The sequence below is a fragment of the Roseibium sp. AWQ4_290 genome, assembly GCF_056160985.1.
The window spans coordinates 46,746-63,487 of record NZ_JBSWYG010000017.1; the positions used below are offsets into that span (position 1 = coordinate 46,746).

The 16,742-nt window shown below is 61.8% G+C and carries 14 protein-coding genes; 6 read left to right on the forward strand and 8 right to left on the reverse strand.

Annotated elements, in window-relative coordinates; translation table 11 throughout:
* Nucleotides 1–61 precede the first annotated feature (61 nt).
* Together ACXAH0_RS17370 and ACXAH0_RS17375 are read right to left on the reverse strand one after the other, a co-directional pair.
* Nucleotides 62–1,450, reverse strand: coding sequence for a sigma-54-dependent transcriptional regulator (locus ACXAH0_RS17370; RefSeq protein ID WP_475193381.1), 1,389 nt, complete (start codon nt 1,448–1,450; stop codon nt 62–64).
* A complete protein-coding gene (locus ACXAH0_RS17375) occupies nt 1,447–3,234 on the reverse strand; it encodes a sensor histidine kinase (RefSeq protein WP_475193385.1) in 1,788 nt (595 codons plus the stop codon). Before ACXAH0_RS17375 ends, ACXAH0_RS17370 begins: the two co-directional genes overlap by 4 nt.
* Nucleotides 3,235–3,413: 179 nt before the next feature.
* On the opposite strand from ACXAH0_RS17375, the gene ACXAH0_RS17380 reads away from it, so the two are divergent.
* On the forward strand, nt 3,414–4,247 hold the full coding sequence (locus tag ACXAH0_RS17380; RefSeq protein WP_475193390.1) for a universal stress protein: 834 nt from the start codon (nt 3,414–3,416) through the stop codon (nt 4,245–4,247).
* Nucleotides 4,248–4,544: 297 nt separating this feature from the next.
* Nucleotides 4,545–7,274: a bifunctional acetate--CoA ligase family protein/GNAT family N-acetyltransferase gene (locus tag ACXAH0_RS17385; protein WP_475193394.1), complete on the forward strand. Its 2,730-nt coding sequence runs from the start codon at nt 4,545–4,547 to the stop codon at nt 7,272–7,274.
* A 42-nt stretch (nt 7,275–7,316) separates the two neighbouring features.
* Here ACXAH0_RS17385 and ACXAH0_RS17390 read toward each other — a convergent pair whose 3' ends face one another.
* Together ACXAH0_RS17390 and ACXAH0_RS17395 are read right to left on the reverse strand one after the other, a co-directional pair.
* Nucleotides 7,317–8,981 (reverse strand): thiamine pyrophosphate-binding protein, encoded by a 1,665-nt coding sequence (locus ACXAH0_RS17390; protein WP_475193399.1) that lies wholly within the window; start codon nt 8,979–8,981, stop codon nt 7,317–7,319.
* A 245-nt stretch (nt 8,982–9,226) separates the two neighbouring features.
* Nucleotides 9,227–9,610, reverse strand: a complete 384-nt coding sequence (locus ACXAH0_RS17395; RefSeq protein ID WP_475193402.1) for a hypothetical protein — start codon at nt 9,608–9,610, stop codon at nt 9,227–9,229.
* A 250-nt stretch (nt 9,611–9,860) separates the two neighbouring features.
* Here ACXAH0_RS17395 and ACXAH0_RS17400 point away from each other — a divergent pair, with 250 nt between their 5' ends.
* Complete coding sequence (locus ACXAH0_RS17400; protein ID WP_475193409.1) at nt 9,861–11,408, forward strand: bifunctional aminoglycoside phosphotransferase/ATP-binding protein; 1,548 nt, start codon at nt 9,861–9,863, stop codon at nt 11,406–11,408.
* A gap of 54 nt (nt 11,409–11,462) precedes the next feature.
* Here the strand turns inward: ACXAH0_RS17400 and ACXAH0_RS17405 are convergent, their stop codons facing one another.
* From ACXAH0_RS17405 to ACXAH0_RS17415, 3 genes are all read right to left on the reverse strand, one after another.
* On the reverse strand, nt 11,463–11,783 hold the full coding sequence (locus tag ACXAH0_RS17405) for an AzlD family protein (RefSeq protein WP_475193413.1): 321 nt from the start codon (nt 11,781–11,783) through the stop codon (nt 11,463–11,465).
* Nucleotides 11,776–12,477 (reverse strand): AzlC family ABC transporter permease, encoded by a 702-nt coding sequence (locus tag ACXAH0_RS17410; protein WP_475193417.1) that lies wholly within the window; start codon nt 12,475–12,477, stop codon nt 11,776–11,778. The genes ACXAH0_RS17405 and ACXAH0_RS17410 overlap by 8 nt, the downstream gene beginning before the upstream one ends.
* Nucleotides 12,478–12,704: 227 nt before the next feature.
* A complete protein-coding gene (locus ACXAH0_RS17415; RefSeq protein ID WP_475193423.1) occupies nt 12,705–13,532 on the reverse strand; it encodes a sulfite exporter TauE/SafE family protein in 828 nt (275 codons plus the stop codon).
* A 221-nt stretch (nt 13,533–13,753) separates the two neighbouring features.
* On the opposite strand from ACXAH0_RS17415, the gene ACXAH0_RS17420 reads away from it, so the two are divergent.
* The 3 genes from ACXAH0_RS17420 (at nt 13,754) to ACXAH0_RS17430 (ending at nt 15,735) form a co-directional block, all read left to right on the forward strand.
* Entirely contained in the window at nt 13,754–14,317 is a 564-nt protein-coding gene (locus ACXAH0_RS17420) for a DUF3291 domain-containing protein (RefSeq protein ID WP_475193426.1), read from the forward strand.
* A gap of 143 nt (nt 14,318–14,460) precedes the next feature.
* A complete protein-coding gene (locus ACXAH0_RS17425; RefSeq protein WP_475177367.1) occupies nt 14,461–15,165 on the forward strand; it encodes a pirin family protein in 705 nt (234 codons plus the stop codon).
* 264 nt (nt 15,166–15,429) lie between these two features.
* Entirely contained in the window at nt 15,430–15,735 is a 306-nt protein-coding gene (locus tag ACXAH0_RS17430) for a GNAT family N-acetyltransferase (RefSeq protein ID WP_475177371.1), read from the forward strand.
* 68 nt (nt 15,736–15,803) lie between these two features.
* Here the strand turns inward: ACXAH0_RS17430 and ACXAH0_RS17435 are convergent, their stop codons facing one another.
* Nucleotides 15,804–16,304, reverse strand: coding sequence for a hypothetical protein (locus ACXAH0_RS17435; RefSeq protein WP_475193429.1), 501 nt, complete (start codon nt 16,302–16,304; stop codon nt 15,804–15,806).
* Nucleotides 16,305–16,742 lie beyond the last annotated feature (438 nt).

The window sequence follows — 16,742 nt, forward strand, 5'->3', positions numbered from 1 at the left end:
CCAGCCCCGCACCAATCGGCAAGTTTTTGCCGACAACTTTTTCAGATCGGCAAGATTCCGCCTAACCGTCTACTGCGTCGGCCCGCACCCGTGTGAGCTCGTGGCGCTGCATCTTTTCGTTCAAGGTCCGGCGCGGCAGATTGAGCTCTTGCATGACATCTGCAATCCGGCCTTTGTGGCGGCGCAGGGCGCTGGCAATAAGCACGCGTTCATAGCGGTCCATATGCTCCTTCAACCCCCCTGCGGCCTCAGGCGCGGTACGCCCCTTCTGCCGGGTGACCAGATCCTCCAGCGGTTGCGGCGTCACATCTGCATTGAGCACGAAGCGCTCGGCGGCATTGCGCAATTCGCGCACATTGCCCGGCCATGCATAGGTCTGCAAGAAAGCCTCGTCCCGGGTCGATAGGTCCGGCACGGCTACACCATAGCGCACCGCCAGACGGTTCACGAAGGTCTCAAAAAGAAGCAGCGCATCGCGGCCCCGCTCGCGCAGCGGCGGCACATGGATCTCGATCGTGTTCAGCCGGAACAGAAGATCCTCACGCAGCCGCCCGCTCCCGACCGCCTCAGCCGGGTCCAGATTCGAAGCGCTGACCAGCCGGATGTCCACCTCCACCGGCTTGGTACCTCCCACCCGGTCCACCTTGTTTTCCTGCAGCACTCTGAGCAGTTTCGATTGCAGCGCCAGCGGCATGGAGACAATTTCATCCAGAAACAGAACCCCTTTGTCCGCCGACTCGATCCGGCCGATATGGCGCCGGTCCGCGCCGGTAAACGCCCCCGCCTCATGGCCGAACAGTTCGGCTTCCACCATGGTATCCGGCAAGGCTGCCGCATTGACAGCCACCAGCGGGCCGTCCTTGCGCTGGCTGAAATCATGCAGTGCCTGGGCAATCACCTCCTTGCCGGTGCCGGTTTCGCCGGTGATCAGAACCGCAGCGTCCGTACGGGCAAAATGCAGAACCTGCTTGCGCACCGCCTCCATGGCCGGGCTGGTGCCGATCAACCGGCTCTCCAGCCCCGCTCCTTCTGCGATCTGCCGTTTCAGGGCCCGGTTTTCCAGAACCAGCGCCCGCTTGTCGGCTGCCCGGCGCACCACTTCAGCAATGTGGTCCGGGTCAAACGGTTTTTCGATGAAGTCATACGCCCCCGCGCGCATGGCTTCGACCGCCATGGGCACATCGCCGTGACCGGTGATGAGAACGACGGGTAGATCACTGTCCAGCGCACCGATCCGGCGCAGCAGGGACAGCCCGTCCTCCTCCCCCAGCTTGACATCTGAGACAACACATCCGCCAAAGGCCGGGGACAAACCGGCCATGGCGGCGCGGGCAGAAGCCACTTCTTGCGTTTCAAATCCGGCCAGCCGGATCCATTGCCGCAAAGCCGCCCGCATGGACGGGTCGTCATCGACGATCAGAACCTTTTGAGGGGTGTCGGGTGCGCTCATTCTGCCGCTTCATGTTTCAGGTCTGCATCCGGATTGCTGCTGCCTGCCCCGTGCGAAAACGTCGGCAGGACCAGCTCGAACAGCGCACCATTAGGGACGTTTTCCTGAACGCACAAGCGCCCGCCCAGGTCCACCGCAAGACGGATCGAGATGGCAAGCCCCAGCCCCATGCCGTCCGAACCGGTTTTGGTGGAATAAAAGGGATCGAAAATCCGCCCACGCTGATCTTCCGGAATGCCGGGACCGTTGTCGCAGACCTCAACCAGAACCTCTTCGTCCCTCTGGCGGGCAGTCAGGCAAACCCGCCCCTCCGCCTCTCCGGCAGCTGCATCGGCGCCATTGCGCAGCAAATTGACCAGGATCTGCTCCACCCGCAGCGGCGCTGTTTCAAGCTGCAAGGCGGTTTCCGGCATGTTCAGATCCAAACGCACACCTGTCTCCTCAAACCGGGAGCGGACAATCTTTTCCGCCGTCTGGATGCTTTCGCGCAGATCGATCTTCTCGATCCGGCTTTGGCCCGGGCGGGCGAAACGTTTAAGTTCCTGGGTCAGATGGGCCATGCGCAGCTGGATGGCATCGATTTCCTTCAGGTTTTCAACCGCCGTTCCCGTGTCCCCCTTGTCCAGAAATTTCCGCGTTCCGGCGACAAACATGCGCAGTGCCGCCAATGGCTGGCTCAATTCATGCACTACGGCAGCCGACATTTCCCCAACGGCGGCCAGCCGGTTGGAGCGGGCCAGCCCGCGCTGAGTCTCCAAAAGTTCGCGTTCGATGCGGCGGCGCTCTTTGATTTCCTCCACCAGCCGCGTGTTGAGCTGTTTCAGATCCGCCGATTCCCGGCGCAGCTCAACCGACGCTGCGCGCAGGCGGCGCCCGCGCAGAACCAGCACGACCACCACATAAAGCAGGCTCAAGGTGATCGCCCCCGCCCAGATGGGAAAGGCACTTGTGCGGGCCTCTTCCACCGGCACCAGAAAATGCAGGGTCCAGCCCAGAAGCCCCACATCAGCCGAATTGTGGCGGAAGGTCTCGCCCGCCAGAGTGACAAGCTCTTTGCCTGCGACCGGCCGCTTGCTGACCGGCTCCAGCGCGTGGGCGGCATATTGCCGGGTGGCATTGATGTCGCGCCGGACCCCGGGCGGCAGCTCGCGCAAGGTCCGGTAACGCCATTCCGGCCGGCTGGACAGAAAGATCACGCCATTTTCGTCAGACGCAAACACGGTCTCGCCGCCCTCCGCCCAGGCCTCCTCCAGCGGGCGCAGATCGACCTTGACCACGGCCACCCCGGTTGGAGCCTCGGAGACCGGCGTCGGCCGGGCGAGAAACAGGCCCGGTTCTCCCAAGGTTGCTCCAATTGCAAAGAAATGCGCTTCCTGGCCCGCCATCGCCGTCTTGAAATAGGGCCGGAACCCATAATTCCGGCCGACCAGGGAGAGCTCCTCGCGCCAGTTGCTGGCCGCCAGTGCTGTGCCGGCCGCGTTCATCACGTAAAGCAGATCAGCGCCGGAATTCGCCGCCATTTCCTCCAGAAACCGGTTGGCGCTTTCCTGTGGAGAGCCCAGCCCGAGCGCTGCCGTTGCGCGCGGATCGCGCGCGATCATATAGGGCAGATAGCGGAACTTCTGGTATTCGCCCAAAATGGTCTGGCGGTAGAGCGTCAGGCGTTCTGCCGCTTTGCGGTCAATGCCGTCCTGATCCATGCTCACGAACAGGCGGGTCAGGACAAAGGCAGCCGCCAGCAGCAGCACAGGGGGAATGGCCAGTATGAGCCAGTGTTTCGACATGCCCCGTTATGGCGTATTTTTTCCGCCCGCGCCAGAAACCGCCTTGCAGCCGCGCGCTGCCACCGGGAATTGATGCGCGTCAAGGACGCCTGCCTGACGCCGTGGCTAGGGTGGCAGGACCGCTGGTCGTGCGGCATTGCTTGCGCGGCCGGGAAAGGCCCTGACCAAGGAGGGATTTCATGCCTATCAAAGATGTTCTGACCGTTCTGGATCTTGCGGGCGACCAGCCAGCCGCAAAATACGCCCTGGAATTCGGCCGGGCGCACGATGCCCACGTCACGGGCCTCGCGGTGTCGTTCGAGCCGGTTGTGCCTGCCTTTGCCGCAGCGCCCATGCCCGTCGACTATATGCAGGCGGCCCATGAGCAGGCGATGGCTGCCGCCAATGAAGCCAAAAAGGACTATGAGGAACTGGCCCGCCTGTCCGGGGCCAAACATGAAAGCCGTCTGGCGGAACTTCTCACCGGCGGGCCGCTTGAAAACGTTCTGGTCCATTGCCGCCCTACCGATCTTGTCGTGATTGGCCAGGCCAATCCGGACCGGCCTGAGCCCATGCGCGAACTCTTGATCGAGACAATCCTGTTCGAAAGCGGCGTTCCGGTCATGCTGGTGCCCTATATCGGCAGCCAGTCCTTTGAGCCGAAAAACGTGCTGATCGGCTGGGATGGCAGTTCAACGGCCACACGTACGATCCATGCAGCGCTTCCGGTTCTGGAACGGGCGGACAAGATCACGGTTCTGGTGATCGAGAAGAAGGCCAATCCGGCCAAGGGCCAGCCCGGCGCTGAGGTCGCCAGTTATCTGGCCCGTCACAACATGGATGTCACTGTCGAGGTGATCACCAATCCGCAAACCGGTGTGGCCGACACGGTGCTGAATCAGGTGTCCGACAAGGGCAACGATCTTGTGGTGATGGGGGGCTATGGCCACAGCCGCATGCGTGAATTCCTGTTCGGCGGTGCCACGCGGGAAATTCTGGAAGCCATGACCGTTCCCGTGCTCATGGCCCACTAGAGACATCGCGTTTCATTGGATTTGCCTTTGATGGCCTGACTTTCAGAGATGTCAACGCAAAGACCAAGCGGTTCGACCTCAACTGAACGCGGCACACTCTTTACCGGGTGCGCAATCCCGTTCAAGAGCCTTCAAGCGTCCATCCCGCAGCGCCGCTCGTCCGGTCTGCGGGATTTTTTCTTTTGTAATCCGGTTCAGCTAGTCTGACGCTGATCAACCTGGTGCGGCCGGACCCCGGTCTGCGTCAGCAGCGCCGCAGCGGGCAGACGGTAGACGTCAAGGAAGGAATGCAGGTCCGTGACCATTCGCAATCTTGAAGGCTTCTTTCACCCCACCTCGGTCGGTCTTGTCGGTCCCTGCCGCCATGCCGGCCTTCTGACGGCTGCGCTGATCGAGCGCCTGGAAGGTTTGGCCGCAGACCGTCCGTTGACCCTGATCGGCTTTGATGGGGAGGTTCCTTTTGAAGGGGCCCGCGCAGCGGGCCTGGACGATCTGCAAACCATGCCCGATCTTGTGCTGTATCTGGCCGAAGCTGAGGCTTTGCCCGCCTCGTTGGAAAAACTCGGTGCGGGCGGCACCCGTGCGGTTCTGATTCCCTCCCCGGGCTTTGAAGTCTGGCCGGAAGAGCTGATGCAGCGTTGCCGGGATGTGGCGCGCAAAACCAACCTGCGCCTGATCGGCCCCGGCAGCCTGGGGCTAGCCGTGCCGGCTCAGACCCTGAACGCACTGTTGAGTGCCGAGACGCCGGCCCCTGGTGATATCGCCTTTTTCTCCCGCTCCGGAGCGGTGCTCAATGCGACCCTGTCCTGGGCCAAATCCCACAATACCGGCTTTTCGGCGGTGGTCTCCCTTGGAGCGCGCATCGATGTGGATCTCAGCGACCTGATCGACTATTTCGCCCAGGACTACCGGACCCGCTCGATTGTGTTGCATATGGAGGGGATCGCCTTTCCCCGGAAGTTCATTTCCGCCGCCCGCGCGGCGGCCCGCAGCAAGCCGGTAATCGTGATCCGCTCCGGCAAGAGCCGGGACACGGGCGGCACCGGCCGGACCCACGCCGGGCGCCTGGCGCGGACGGATCAGGTCTATGAAACGGTTTTCCGCCGGACCGGGCTCTTGCGGGTGTTTGATCTGGACGAAATGTTCGAGGCGCTGGAAACCCTCTCTCATATCCGGGTGCCGCGGCTGGACAAGCTGGCGGTGATTGCCAATGGCCGCAGCCTTGCCAGCCTTGCGGTTGACCGGCTGAAGGATCTGGGGGGCGCCTTTGCCAGCCTGAGCCCTGAAACACGCGGTGACCTGGCCGGTCTCAGCCGCGCCCCGTCCCTGCTGGATGAAACGGCGGCGGCCGATGCCTCCGTCATTTTGCGCGAAAGCGTGTCGCCGGAGGACCTGACCACCGCGATCACCAGGGTCCTGAAAGATCCGGCCGTGGACGGGGCCGTGGTGCTGCAGGCCGCCAGCATGTTTCACAAGCTTCCTGCCATTGGCAAGGCAGTCATTAATGCGGCGGCGGCCGACAAGCGGCGGACAGGCCGCAAAAAGGCGCTGGTCGCAGGGCTTATCGGCAGCGACGGCGCTGTGCGTGCGGAACTCTCTGCCGCCAAGATCCCCAACTATGCCAGCCCGGCGGAAGCCGCCCGCAGCCTGATGCATCTGGCGCGGGACGCCCAGTCGCGCGAGTTCCTGATGGCGGCCCCGCCCAGCCTGCCCTCAACCTTCACCCCCGAGGCCGCAAAGGCGCGCGCCATCGTGGAAACCGCCTTGAAACAGGGGCGCCGCTGGCTGGACCCAAGTGAGGTCTGCGCGGTTCTGGCCGCCTATGACCTGCCGGTGATTGCGACCGTCATGGCAACCACGCCCGAAGAGGCAGCTGCCCTGTCGGAGCCGTTTTTCCAAACCTCAAGGCACTGTGTTGCCAAACTGGTCTCGCCCGATCTTCCCTTCAAATCCCGCATAGACGGCGTGCGTCTTGGGCTGGAGAGCCCCGAAGCGGTTGCGGCGGCTGCGGCCGAGCTGATTGCCAATACCAAACGGGACTATCCAGAGGCCCGCATTGCGGGTCTGTCCATTCACCCGATGCAGGAAGACCGGCACGGGATGGAGCTTTATATGGGCCTTGCCGAGACCCCGGATTTCGGCCCGGTTCTGGTGTTCGGCCAAGGGGGCACCTCCATTGAAGAAAGCGAGGACATCGCGCTGGAGCTTCCCCCCCTGGATCTCAACCTCGCAGAGGCACAGATCGGCCGGACGCGGATTGCACGGCTGCTTGGCGGCGGCCCGGCCCGGCCCGCGCTGGACCGGGCCGCGCTGGCCGAAGCTTTGGTCAAACTGTCCCAGATCACCATTGATCTGCCGGAAATCCTGGAACTGGACATCAATCCGCTGGTGGCCCTGCCCGACGGGCTGATCGGGCTGGATGCGCGCATGACCCTGTGCCATCCGGAAACACGGCCGGGGCGCACCGGCGCCTCCCGCCTTGCCATCACCCCCTATCCAGAAGAATGGGAACAGACGCTGTCGCTCAAAGACGGGCGATCGGTCTTTGTGCGCCCGGTGCGGCCGGAGGACGAAGATCTGTTCAAGGCCTTTTTCGAGGCGGTTACGCCGGAAGATCTGCGCCTGCGCTTCTTTGCGCCGGTGCGCGATTTCAGCCACCGGTTTCTGGTCCGCCTGACCCAGCTTGATTATGCTCGCGCCATAGCCTTTGCGGCGCTTGATCCGGAAACCGGCACCCTGCTCGGCGTGGTGCGGCTGCATGCGGACCCCGATCACCAGACCGGGGAATATGCGGTTATGGTGCGCTCGGACCTGAAAGGCCACGGGCTCGGCTGGGCGCTGATGCGCCTGTTGATCCGCTATGCCAAGAGCGACGGCATCGAGACGATCAAGGGGGAGGTCCTGAAGGAAAACACCTCCATGATCTCCATGTGCCAGGCCCTTGGCTTTGCCATCGGCACGTCGCCGGATGATCCCGGCATCGCCCTTGTCACCCTGCCCGTTGCAGATGTGCCGGAAGAGGCTTGAGCACCGGCCCTTCGGGTGTCGGAAATCAGCCCATCGGCAGCATTACTTCGCTTCGGCCACCGCGCGGATCTGGCTCAGGGACGCAGCGGGCGTAATGGCTTCCGGGTCCAGCTTCAGATGCAGGATGGCCGGTTTGCCGGAGGCGCGTGCCTGGTCAAAGGCCGGGCCGAACTCTTCCGTCGTCACCACCGTGGCACCAAAAGCCCCATAGGTGCGCGCCAGCGCCGCAAAATCCGGGTTGACCAGTTTGGTGGCCGACGGGCGGCCCGGATAGGTGCGCTCCTGATGCATCCGGATCGTGCCATACATGCCGTTGTCGATGACCAGCACGATGATGTTGGCACCTTCCTGACAGGCGGTGCCAAATTCCTGCAAGGTCATCTGCAGGCAGCCATCCCCGGCAAAACAGACCACTTCGCGCTGCGGAAAGGCCAGCTTGGCGGCCACGGCCCCCGGAAGACCGTAGCCCATGGAGCCGGATGTGGGCGCGGCCTGGGTGCCGAAGCGGCGGAACCGGTGGAACCGGTGCAGCCAGGTGGCATAATTGCCTGCTCCGTTGGTGCAGACCACATCGTCCGGCAGGTTGTCCTCAAGCCAGTCCATGACGCCTGCCATCTGCAGCGCGCCAGCCGTTTCGGGCCGCGCTCCGGACCAATCCAGATAGTCCTGATGGGCAGCGGCCGCCTCTCCTGCCCCCTTCAGCTCCGCAGGCGGCTGCAGGCCTTCAACCGCCTTGCAGAACCCGGTCGGGCTGGCATTGATGGCCAGATCCGCATGATAGACCCGGCCGAGTTCTTCCGGGTCCGGATGGACATGCACCAGCTGCTGGCCGGAGGACGGGATGTCCAGCAGCGTGTAGGACTGGCTGGGCATTTCCGACAGGCGCCCGCCCACAAGCAGGACAAGATCGGACGCCTTGATCCGCGTGGCCAGTTTGGGATTGATGCCAATGCCCACGTCCCCGGCATAATTTTGATGCAGATTGTCGAACAGCATCTGACGGCGGAAAGAACAGGCTACGGGCAAATCGAAGCGCTCGGCAAAGCGGGTAAAGGCGGCAACCGCCTCTTCCGACCAGCGGCTGCCGCCAAGGATCGCCACGGGCCGCTCGGCCGCCCAGAGCCGCTTTTGCAGATCTGCCATCTGGCTCAGGCCCGGATGGGTTTCCACTTGCTTCCAGGCCGGCGGCTGGGAAACGGCCGCCGTTTCCACCAGCATGTCTTCCGGCAGAGCCAGCACCACCGGGCCCGGACGGCCGGAGGTGGCCACATGATAGGCGCGGGACAAAAACTCGGGGACCCGGTCCGCATGGTCGATTTCGGCAACCCATTTGGCAATGCCACCGAACATCTGCCGGTAATCGACCTCCTGAAACGCTTCACGCTCGCGCATGCCGCGCTCGATCTGGCCGATGAAGAGGATCATCGGCGTGGAATCCTGCGCTGCCACATGCACACCGGCCGAGGCATTGGTGGCGCCAGGACCACGAGTGACCATGCAGATGCCCGGCTTGCCGGTGAGCTTGCCATAGGCGTCGGCCATCATTGCTGCGCCGCCTTCCTGGCGGCAGACGGTCACGGGAATGGACGCATCATAGAGCGCATCGAGAACGGCCAGATAGCTTTCGCCCGGCACACAGAACACCCGTTCCGCCCCATGGCGCTCCAGCGCGTCCACCAACAATTCGCCGCCGGTTTTCTGGTCCATATGCTCATTCCCGATTGCCAATACTCTGATAGGTCATTCTATAGCGTATGAAAGACCCGCCCGTCAGAGCCAAAAATCAGATTTATTTGCAATGAGATCATTCTGATATGGATTGAACCTGCACCCAATGCCTATCGGAAGATCCCCATAGGCAAGCGACCATACCCAAACACCCGTGACCAGGCACAGATCGCGGCACCACCGGCCAGTGGCAGCGTCTTTGAGCGGTGGGGCCGCAGCCCGGCCTATTGCAACGGCTGAACCGTCACCACCTGAAAGGTGTGCATGTCGCCGTCTTCGTCCTTGATGGAGACATATTCCCCCGGATTGAAAGCATGGGCGCCGAACCGGTAGCCCGCCTCATCATCATCATCGCCGTCACTATCATAGTGGAACGCCCAGGAACCGCCCGGCCGGTGAATCAGATGGCCGACTTCCTCTTCTTCGCTGCCCCAAAAACGGCGCACGCGGCAATGGTCCCGTTCCTGTTTCCAAAGCCCGGCATCGATATGACCGGTCTCATCCAGCGGCGCAGTAAATTCATAGCCATGCTGCGCCGAGCCGTTGGGAAAGTCTTTTGTCCGGGCCAGGTTCAACCTGACCTTCTTCAGGGCCGGGTGGATGCTCATGGGGTCCTCCTCTGACGCAAGCCGCCATTCTTCGGGTTTGCCTGCCGCTGCCTGACATCAAAGATGCCAACGCAAACGACAAACCGGTTTGAATCCATTGGAGCGCGAAGCGCTCTAATGACACAGTCCCTTATTTGTGTCACATCCCGGCCCGTCAGCATTGAGCAGGGTCAAATCCCTTTTGTCCCAAAGGGTGTTGAGTATCTGCCCAAACGTCAGTCAGAGTGTCAAGCAACGACAGGGAAATGAGATGGTCCAGTCCCAGAACGAGGTGTTTGCATTTCTTCAGCATCTGGACAGCCGCTCTCCGGTTCAGCGGATCGATACCCACGCCAATGTGATCTTTTTAACGGACAGCCGTGCCTACAAGGTCAAACGTGCAATCAGCTTCCCTTTTCTGGACTATTCGACGCTGACGCTTCGGGAAGCGGCCTGCAAGGCGGAGATCAGCTGCAACAAGGCAAACGCGCCACAGATTTACCGTCAGGCTCTGCCTGTCACCCGCAGCGACGATGGCCAGCTGGCGCTTAACGGTCCGGGAGACCCGGTCGAGTGGGTGGTGGAGATGACCCGGTTTGACCAGGAAAACGAGCTGGCCGCGCTGGCGCATCAGGGCCCGCTGGCGGACAGCCTGTCGGATGCCCTGGCCCGCATGATGGCAGCCGCCCATGAGGTGGCCCCGGTGCGGGACGGCGCCGCCTTTCATGCGGAGCTGGCCCGCTATCTGGACCAGAACGACGCCGCGTTTCATGCGCATCCGGACCTGTTTCCCGCCGCTGAAGTCAAGACCCTGACGGCCCGCGCCCGCGCCTTGCTGGAGGATCTGCGGCCGCTGATCTTGAAGCGCGGAGAGCAAGGCCTCGTCCGGCGGTGCCATGGGGATGCCCATACCCGGAACATCGTGCTGGTCGAGGGTGCGCCGGTTCTGTTCGACGCGGTGGAGTTTTCCGATGCGATTGCGACCGGCGACCTGCTCTATGATCTCGCATTTTTACTGATGGACCTGTGGGAACGGGGCCAGAAACGGGCAGCCAACCGGGTCTTCAACCGCTATCTGGACCTGTCCCGCCTGGATCACACCGCCGAAGGGCTCGCCGCGCTGCCCTTTTACCTGATGATGCGGGCTGCCATCCGGGCCAAAATTGCCGCCAGCGCTGCGCTTGAGCAGTCCGATCCGGCCGAAAAAGAGCGCCAGCGGCAGGAAGCCGGAACTTACTTCCGTTTCGCCCTGGCGTTTCTGGAGCCCTCACAGCCCTGTCTGACCGCCATTGGCGGTCTGTCCGGCACGGGCAAGACCACCCTTTCCTATGGGCTGGCACCGGAGCTTGGCAGGGCACCGGGCGCGCGCGTGCTGCGCACGGATGTAATGCGCAAGCGCCTGCTCAACATGTCCGAGACCGAAAAAGCCCCGGTCGCTGCCTATACCAAAGAGGCTTCAGACCGGGTCTACAAGGCCTTGGACGTCGAGATCCAGGCGGTTCTGGCGGCCGGGCACTCTGCCATTTTTGATGCAGTCTTTGCTGCCGAAGCAGAACGGTCAAAGATCCAGGCCATTGCCCTTACGGTCGACGCCGCCTTTGCCGGGCTGTGGCTGGAAGCTCCAGCCGCAACGCTGAAAGACCGGGTTGCCGCAAGGGCCGGGGATGCCTCAGATGCAACCGTGGAGATCGTCGATCAACAGCTTGGCTATGATCTCGGGACGTTGGCCTGGCCCCGGATTGAAGCGGGCGGCGGCAGGGCGCTAACGCTGGACAGGGCGCGGGACGTGCTCCGCCCCCGCCTGCAGCCTGTCTCCTAGCTGTGGAGCCTCGGAATCGGATTGCGGTCTGCGACCGCAGGACCATGCTACGGTCTAAAGTCCGCCTGCCCGAAATGCAGCGGCAGCGGCGGCAGCGCATATGACCGCCAGATATTCCTTCTTCAGTTTGAGCTGCGCGGCAGTGGCCACGATCATGCACAGACCGACCACAAGGCCACCCTTCAGGATGATGGGCAGGATCGTCGAGACAATGATCGCGCCGGGCAAGGCCTCCAGACCGCGGCGCATGCGAGGGGTGATCGGCAGGCGCCCCATCACCCAATAGCCTCCGGCGCGCAGGGAATAGGTGATCGCCGTCATCAGAAAGACGGCGATCAGGAACATGGTGTCTGCTGAAAAAGCGCCCTCAGTCATCAAGATACGCCCCGGCAACAGCCCCCGCTATGGCGCCGGTGAAAATGCTCCAATAGCCGCCAAGCAGTGCCCAGGTAACAGCAGCCACGCCGCCAGCAATCAGCCAGCTATAGGTTTGGCGCTTGCCCTTCCAAAGGGGCACCAGAAGCGCGGCAAAAAACGCTGGCAGAACCACATCGAGGCCGTAGATTTTCGGATCGGAAATCAGGCTCCCGGCGAAAAAGCCAGGCACTGCCGCCAGAGACCAGACCGCCCACAGCAGCATCCCGCTGCCAAGATAAACGCCCCAGTCCCGGTCCCCCTTGTCATATTGAGACAAAGCCAATAGCCAGTTGAGATCGGTCAGGAAGAACAGGGCCGGGTAGGTCTGATAGGCGGGAACCTGCCCCAGCCAGGGCCTGAGGCTGGCGCCGATCAGAAGCATGCGCATATTGACAGCACCGGTTGCCCCGACCATGGCAATCAGCGTCGCCCAGTTGAGCGGATCCTTGTAGATTTCCATGGCCACGAACTGGCTGGCCCCGGCAAAGACAACGGAATTCATCAGAACGGTTTCAAACAGGCTCAGCCCCTTTTGGGCTGCCACCGTGCCGAACACCAGGCCGAGCGCAATCACGCCTGGCAAGACTGGAACAGAAATAAGCGCCCCGTGCGCGCAGCCTCTCAGGCTGAGGGTTACAGTCTTCTCAAGCATTTGCGACCAGGAACTGGGAATGATGTCCGGCATCGGAGCGTTTACTATCAGCGCAAGACAGACCGGAAACCAATCAAACCTTTTGATTCACCTATCACGGATGCTGCTGCGTCATCCGAAAAAGCACCTTATTCCAATGTCATTTGATAGCAAGCGATCTGACGGCTTTCGGTCAGTTGACATTGTCTTTACGGCAATTCGCCTTGGCATCCCGGCCGCCAGGCCCCTCAGAGCAGTACCCCATAGATCATGCGCAGCCCGGTAAAGCCGAGAAACAGCGCAAAAACCAGCTTGAGCCGGGCCGGGTCAATGGCATGGGCTATTCTGGCGCCCAGCGGTGCCGTGAGGGTGGAGGCCGGAATGATCAGCAGAAACCCGATCAGGTTGACATAGCCCAGCGACAGGGGCGGTCTTCCCTCTGCGCCCAGGCCGAAAAAGATCGAGAGCAGCGTACCGGGCACGGCGATGATCAGACCAATCGCCGCCGCCGTGCCGACCGCCTTGCGGATCGGGTAGTTGAACAGGGTCAGGGTGGGCACGCCGAGCGTGCCGCCGCCAATGCCCATCATCACCGAAATGCCGCCGATCAACACGCCGAGCAATTCCTTGACCGGCGAACCGGGCAGCTTGTCCGCCAGGTGGGAGCCGTCCTTGCGGAACAGCATGTTGGCAGCCACGGCCAGCGCGACGATGCCGAAAACCAGGGTCAGCGCTCCGCCGGAGATATTTCCCGCAAGCGTACCGCCCGCCAGCACCCCGAGGGCAATTGCCCACCACCAGCGTTTAAGCAGATCCAAATCCACACTGCCCCGTTTGAAATGGGCGCGGGCCGAAGAGGTGCCCGTGGCCAGGATCGTCGCAAGGGACGTTCCAACAGCCACATGCATGAGCACGTCAGGGTCCATCTTAAGCGCGGTGAACATGTAATAGAGAACCGGCACGATCACGATGCCGCCGCCAACTCCGAGCAATCCGGCAATAATCCCCGCCACCACCCCGGTGGCCAGAAGGGAAACCGCCAGGAGGCTGAGGGATAAAAGGCTGAGATCGTCCAAACTGGTCTCCTTTCCGGCCAGTCCCGCAGACTGGCTGAGGGCGTGCTGCACCGTTTATTCTGTCAGGCAGAGGGGAATGGTCCATCAAAGGGGGCACGTCAACACCCTTTGGCAGGAGAAGCTGTTTCAAAGCCTCATCGAATGGCAATCTCATGGGAGAGCCCCCCTTGCGCAAGGCCTTGAGACACGACAGGGTTCTGCCTGGACTGAGGGGAGATTCCATGTCCGGCCACTGGCTTGCGCTTTATACATTTGCTCAATTCAAAACCCGTGCGGATGAACCGGTGAATGACCCGTTTTTCTCCAGCGAACCGGGGATCTGGGCCGCCATGGAACGCTCGGACGGCTTTATTGCCCGGGCAGGCTATGAGGATGAGGCGGGCACGGAGCTCTGGGGCGATCAGGTGTTTCCCAAATACTGGAGCGACACTGGTGACGGCTGGGCTCCCTCCACTATTTCCCTTTGGCAGGATCTGGAATCGGCCCTTGCCGCCGTTTACCGCGGCGCCCACGGCAAGATCCTGCGGCTTGGGCCCCTTTTTCACGACGCCATCGACTATCCGCCCTATGTGCTGTGGTGGGTTCCGGTCGGCCACAAGCCGGGCTGGGCAGAAGCCGTTGAGCACCTGGAACGGCTCGGCGATGACGGGCCCACAGCCGCTGCCTTCACCTTCAAGACGGCATTTGATCCTGCAGGCAGGCCCCTGGCAGTGGACAGCGAGAAAACCCGCCGTATCGCCGGGCATAACCAGCAGCGGGCGGATCTGCCCAAAGCGATTCAATAGATTTGCCGAAGAATATTGTTCAATATTACTGGACTAATCGTTAATCAACGCCGGAATTGTAAAGTGGCACCAACGGGCCAATCTTTCCCTCAACAGCGCATGGAGTGGTTCCATGCCCCCAACGTTCGGGAAAGGATTGACACATGACCCAGATCTTCCGTCCGTCAGATGCCCGCGGCGATGCCGATTTCGGCTGGCTGAAAAGCAAACACACCTTCTCCTTTGGCTCCTATTTCGATCCGAACCATATCGGCTTCGGAGCGCTGCGGGTGATCAATGAGGACAAGGTGGCTCCATCCGCCGGGTTTCCCACCCACCCGCATCAGAATATGGAGATCCTCTCCTATGTCGTCTCCGGCGGCCTGGAGCATAAGGATTCCCTTGGCACCGGTTCGGTGATCCGTCCAGGTGACCTGCAGCGCATGAGCGCGGGCACCGGCGTGCGCCACAGCGAGTTCAACCATTCGGACAAGGACCCGGTCCATTTCCTGCAGATCTGGATTGTTCCGCAAGCCGATGGCCTCGCCCCAGGCTATGAGCAAAAGACCTTTGCCGACAGCGAGAAGCAGGACCGGCTCCGGTTGATCGGTTCCCGCGACGGACGCGATGGCTCGGTGATCATTCACCAGGATGTCAGCCTTTATGCCAGCCTGCTGAGCGCCGATAAAAGCGTCTCCCATGAGATCGCTGCAGGCCGCAAGGCCTGGATCCAGATCGTCAAGGGCAAGGTGAGTGTGGACGGCCAAACCTTGACAGCCGGAGACGGGCTCGGCCTGCTGGAGCCCGGCCGGATCGACCTGACAGCTCAGGAACCGGCCGAGTTCCTGCTGTTTGATCTGGCTGCTTAAAGCTTATCGCGTTGCTCCGGTTTCAAACCGCTTTGTCCTTTGCGTTGACATCTTTGATGTCAGACAGCGCAAGGCAAATCCGGTGAAACGCGCTCTGCCTGAATAAGGCGCCGCAACGCCCCTGCAAAAAAGGCCCCTTCCAGGGAATAGCGTCCCTCTCCCTGGAGGAGGCTCTCAGTTGAGACCGGTAAAATCCCCTCACCGCAGATCCAGTCCCGGCAGGTTAGCCGCACCTGGTGTCTGACCAAGCTTTTGGAGACCTCGATGTCTGAAACACCCCGTATACAGATCACTTTGGAAAAGAGCGGCGCCAAGGGCCGATATGTGGCCGCGGTCGACGGATTTGATGATCCGGCGGAACTGACCTTTTCCATTGTCAACGACCACCTGATCATTGCGGACCACACCGGTGTTCCGGACACCTTGCGCGGGCTTGGTGTCGGCAAGGCCCTGGTGGAGCGGCTGGTGGCTGACGCCCGCGAAACCGGGACAAAGATCGTGCCACTCTGCCCCTATGTGAATGCCCAACGTCAAAAACACCCTGAATGGGCGGACGTTTTTCAGGGGTGATACCAATCTCAACGGATAGAGACTGTAGAAGGACTGGTCCTGCAGAAGCGGCTTTTAAGGCCGCAGCTTCAGGACTTGGACGCAGACTCTGCCCGGTCTGACGCCTCCCGCGCCCTCTTGCAGCTGCGCAGCACGAACAGGGTGTCGGTGAGTGTCGCTCCGGCCTGTTTGAAAGCTGCATCCAGCACGTCCGGCCCGCCAGCGCCGATCAGGTCGGCCACCTGCTTGACACTGGTCAGGGTCTCGTTGAGCTGCGCAACCTGATGGGTCATTTCCCAATGTTCCGGCGCTCCGGGCGCGGTCAGCAAAGAGACCAGATAGTCGGTCCGCCCTTCCATTTCCCGCAGGCGTTCTTCAAAAGTGGCCGGGGTCATCTCCAGCCGGGCCAGCGCCGCCTCACTCACCGTTGCCCCCAGCTGCGCGCCCACATGGTCCACCCGGTTCAGGACCACGATCACCAGAAGACAGGCCGCAATCACCAGCAGCGCAGTCGCATTGACCAGCGCCAGCAACACCTGTCCCGGCAGCCGTTTGATCCGTATCTTGAGTTCCTTCGTGTCCTTCACCATGTCACCCCCATTCCTACTCAACCAGTCCAGAACCGTTCCACTCTGCAGCCCGGCAGAGGTTCGTCCGCCCGCCCGCGCTTTCCGGATCTTATCTTGACCACGCCCAGCCACCAGAGCGGGTGCGTGGATTCTGCTTCCCCCTTAGGACAACAGCTCTTCAGCCGTCAAATACCCGCAGAAGCAGGCTGGTGTAGTTGTCAAAAAAATAATTTAAGGTTGAATGAATTGTGATGCGCCTTTGGGATTTCTGTGTCACGCTGACCTTCGGATCATTTCGCTTCCAGCCCTCTCCCTTTCGTTTCCGGAGCCTCACAATGCGCTGTTTCTCAAGGACATGGACCCGTTCTGCTGGCTTGCTGTCAACTCTCGCCCTGGCCACCCTCGCACCCCTCTCAACTCCCGCCCTGGCGGAAATGTGTCCGGGGCCGTCGCTTTGGT

Excerpts from the sequence above, each read along its gene's own strand:
- ACXAH0_RS17405 (WP_475193413.1), bottom strand. The coding sequence starts at position 11,783 with ATGACTGAGGGCGCTTTTTCAGCAGACACCATGTTCCTGATCGCCGTC.
- ACXAH0_RS17370 (WP_475193381.1), bottom strand. The coding sequence starts at position 1,450 with ATGAGCGCACCCGACACCCCTCAAAAGGTTCTGATCGTCGATGACGAC.
- ACXAH0_RS17420 (WP_475193426.1), top strand. The coding sequence starts at position 13,754 with ATGTCCGGCCACTGGCTTGCGCTTTATACATTTGCTCAATTCAAAACC.
- ACXAH0_RS17430 (WP_475177371.1), top strand. The coding sequence starts at position 15,430 with ATGTCTGAAACACCCCGTATACAGATCACTTTGGAAAAGAGCGGCGCC.
- ACXAH0_RS17375 (WP_475193385.1), bottom strand. The coding sequence starts at position 3,234 with ATGTCGAAACACTGGCTCATACTGGCCATTCCCCCTGTGCTGCTGCTG.
- ACXAH0_RS17395 (WP_475193402.1), bottom strand. The coding sequence starts at position 9,610 with ATGAGCATCCACCCGGCCCTGAAGAAGGTCAGGTTGAACCTGGCCCGG.
- ACXAH0_RS17435 (WP_475193429.1), bottom strand. The coding sequence starts at position 16,304 with ATGGTGAAGGACACGAAGGAACTCAAGATACGGATCAAACGGCTGCCG.
- ACXAH0_RS17400 (WP_475193409.1), top strand. The coding sequence starts at position 9,861 with ATGGTCCAGTCCCAGAACGAGGTGTTTGCATTTCTTCAGCATCTGGAC.
- ACXAH0_RS17425 (WP_475177367.1), top strand. The coding sequence starts at position 14,461 with ATGACCCAGATCTTCCGTCCGTCAGATGCCCGCGGCGATGCCGATTTC.
- ACXAH0_RS17390 (WP_475193399.1), bottom strand. The coding sequence starts at position 8,981 with ATGGACCAGAAAACCGGCGGCGAATTGTTGGTGGACGCGCTGGAGCGC.
- ACXAH0_RS17410 (WP_475193417.1), bottom strand. The coding sequence starts at position 12,477 with ATGCTTGAGAAGACTGTAACCCTCAGCCTGAGAGGCTGCGCGCACGGG.
- ACXAH0_RS17380 (WP_475193390.1), top strand. The coding sequence starts at position 3,414 with ATGCCTATCAAAGATGTTCTGACCGTTCTGGATCTTGCGGGCGACCAG.